Source organism: Cellulomonas sp. P5_C6, assembly GCF_054049635.1.
The window spans coordinates 1-3,347 of sequence record NZ_JBFULZ010000291.1 but is presented as its reverse complement, the minus strand read 5'-3'; the positions used below and the strand labels follow the sequence as shown (position 1 = coordinate 3,347).

Sequence of the window (3,347 nt, the reverse complement as noted above, 5' to 3'; positions counted from 1 at the left end):
GTTCGGGTCGACCAGGATCCAGCCGATGCCGGCGCGCATCGCCGCCTCCTGGTCGAGGTTGCCCGGCGCGCGGGCGTCGATCGCGATGTCGAGGTCGGCCTTGTTGTCCGGCCACGCGAGCCCGCGGTTGTAGTACGCCACCGGTCCGCCCCAGGTGGACTTGAAGATCATCGGGTCGACGCACGCGTCGGGCAGCACCAGGGCGCCGTCGGTCTGGTCCGCCAGCGCGACCTGCGCCCGGTAGGCCGGACCCTGCAGCGGGATGTAGCCGGCAGCGGTGACGGAGGTCCGGAACAGCCGGAAGTCGTAGCTCCACACCCCGGMCACCACGAGCGAGACGGCGAGGCCTCCGACGAGGGCGAGCCGGCCGGGCCGCGACCACGGGCCGAGCACCGGGGCGACGGCCGGCGGCTCGACGGGCCGGTCCGCGAGGCTGCGCACGGCCGCCCGGTCCGTGAGGGCCTCCGCGACCACCCACGCCAGCAGCGGCACGATCAGCGTGGCCACCAGCACGTACAGGTCCAGCCAGAACCGGTAGGGCTCCTGGTTGGCGCCCCACTTGTCGTTGGCGGCCAGGAACACCCAGAGCACCACCAGCGCGGACGGGACGGCGATCCAGATGACGCGCCGACGTCGGACGCCGGCCACGATCACGACCACCAGGGCGGGAACGACGGCGAGCGCGGCGAACAGCCCGGCACCCAGCGGCACCCCGAGCTGCGACGACGACGCCTCCCGGTAGACCAGGAACGGGTCCTCGTTCGCCAGGCCCAGGGCGGTCGCCCCGACCTGCGGCAGCGCCCCGAGCGCCACGAGCGCGAGGCACCAGAGCCCGCGCCAGCGCGTCGCGCGCAGCACCAGGACGAGCCCCGGCAGCGCCGGCACCATGCCGTACACCAGCACGGCGAGCTGCCCGACGGCGTCGGCGACGAGCGGCCCGGTCGCCAGCACGAGGACGAGCAGGGCGCCGGTGAGCGCGAGCATCTTCCACGACCGCGAGCGCGCCAGCCCGATGGCCGCCGTCGCGGCGACGAGCGTGTAGCTGGTGGTCAGGAACGAGTAGGTCTGGATGTTCGCCAGGATGCCGACCAGCAGGCTGGCGCCCAGGGCGACGGGCCACACGGCCCGGGCCGGCACGCGGCCGGCGGCGACGAGCAGCAGCGCGATGAGCGCGGTGCCGCCGAGCGAGAGGGCGACCGTCTCTCCGTTGAGCGTGAACAGGACGCCGAACGGTCCCCACAGCACGGCGTGCGAGCTCAGCAGCGTCATCCACGAGTCGTGGGCGCCGAACATCCAGCTGCCCGTGCCCAGCAGGAACGGCACGAACCCGAGGAACCCGGCCCACCAGCGCCGGGTGAGCAGCACGCACGCCCCGCCGATCGTGCAGACCAGCAGCACCTGGGCGGCGAGCCCCCCGAGCGTCCACATGGTCGCGGGGTCGGTGTGGGTCCACCGGGCCACCGTGCCGAGCAGGATGTACCAGGCGCGGGGGTAGAAGTTGCTGCCGGTCAGCGTGAACGGCTCGACGCCCCAGGACTCGCCCTGCGAGACGTTCCGGACGATCGACAGGTAGGCCAGCTGGTCCGACCAGAAGTAGTTGCGGAACGACGACAGGTTCCAGCCGGCCCAGCGCAGCATCATCCCGGCCTGCAGCACGAGGTGCGCGAGGGCTGCCGTCAGCACGGCGAGAGCGGCGAGGACGATGCGGGCGCGTCTGGACACAGGGCGTCCCCTTCAGTGGTTCAGGCGGTGATCGGGCGCCCCGTGGGACCGGGACCGTCGGCGGCACCGAGCGGAGCTCGGGCGACGAGGGCGCACACCGGCGCCGGCGCGCTCGGACGCGAACTTTACACGGCCGCCCGACCGCCCCCCGGAGCCCCTCCGACCGAGCAGGACGCTGATCTGCACAGATCCTCCACCACGCCCCTGCGCGCGCTCCGCTCCACGGCCAGGTCGCTCTCCTACGATCGTCGCGTGACCTCCCGCCACGCCGCTGTCCTGCGCCCCCGTGCCGCCCGGCACGCCCGACGTCTGCGGACCCACGGCGTGATCCGCGGCATCGCCCTGTGCACCGTCGCGCTCGTCGCGTTCGGCGCCGCGGGGGCCGCCGCGACGGTGGCAAAGTTCCAGGGCAACATCGACCAGGTCGACGTCTCGGCCCTCACCGGCCCCGCACCGTCCCCGTCGAAGGCGCCGGACCCGAACGACCCGAACGCCGGCCAGGCGGTCAACATCCTGCTGCTGGGCTCCGACCAGCGCGACGGCGTGAACGCCCAGATCGGCGGCAAGGCCGAGGGCATGCGCTCGGACACCACGATGGTCCTGCACATCTCGGCCGACCGCTCCCGCGTCGAGCTCGTCTCGATCCCCCGCGACTCCCTGGTCGACATCCCGTCCTGCACGATGACCAACGGCAAGACGAGCAAGGCGACGCACGGCATGTTCAACTCGGCCTTCGCGGTCGGCTGGGACACCGGCGGCGACATGGCCTCCGCGGCCGCCTGCACCTGGAAGACCGTGCAGCAGAACACCGGCATCAAGATCGACCACTTCGTCGTCGTCGACTTCTCCGGGTTCCAGCAGATGGTCGACGCGATCGGCGGCGTGCCGGTCTGCATCGACAACGACATGTACTCCGCGGACGCCGGCCTCGACATCAAGGCGGGCATGCAGACGCTCGACGGCCCCACGGCGCTGGCGTACGCCCGGGCCCGCAAGGGCAAGGGCGTCGGCGACGGCTCGGACACCAACCGCATCGGCAACCAGCAGAAGCTCGTCGCCGCCATGGTGCGCGAGGTCCTGTCCCGCGACGTGCTGACCGACCCGGGCAAGCTGGTCGCGTTCCTCAGCGCGGCGACCAGCTCGCTGACGACGGACGACGACATGTCGATCGCCAACATGACCGGCCTCGCCTACAACCTTCGCAACATCAGCCGTGGCAACATCACGTTCATGACGATCCCGTGGGCCCCCGCACCCTCGGACCCGAACCGGGTCGTGTGGACCGACGACGCCGCGCAGGTCTGGTCGAACATGGCGAACGACGTGCCCGCCCTGGGCGAGCCGGAGCCCTCGGCCGGCGCGACGCCGACCACCGCGCCGACGACCGCGACGCCGGACTCGGGTGCCACCGCGCCCGCCGCGACGCCCACTCCCGCCGAGACGAAGGTCCCCGGGAAAGAGGCGTTCACCGTCGACGACACGACCGGCACGTGCTGACGGGCTCCGCGTGACCTCCGACGAGCGCACCGCGCGCACGCCGCCGCCGAGCTTCGCGCCGGGCGCGCCGCAGCGACCGGCGCGTCCCGAGACGGCCGAGCCCATCGTCGTCGGGCGGCCCGCGCGGC

General features: G+C 73.0%; 2 protein-coding genes. One reads left to right on the top strand and one right to left on the bottom strand.

What is annotated here, in order from left to right; genetic code table 11:
- A partial coding sequence (locus ACXJKG_RS20245) for a hypothetical protein (RefSeq protein ID WP_456847519.1) occupies window positions 1–1,722 on the bottom strand: 1,722 nt, incomplete at its 3' end.
- Window positions 1,723–1,974: 252 nt separating this feature from the next.
- On the opposite strand from ACXJKG_RS20245, the gene ACXJKG_RS20240 reads away from it, so the two are divergent.
- A complete protein-coding gene (locus ACXJKG_RS20240; protein WP_456847518.1) occupies window positions 1,975–3,219 on the top strand; it encodes an LCP family protein in 1,245 nt (414 codons plus the stop codon).
- The last annotated feature ends 128 nt before the right edge of the window (window positions 3,220–3,347 follow it).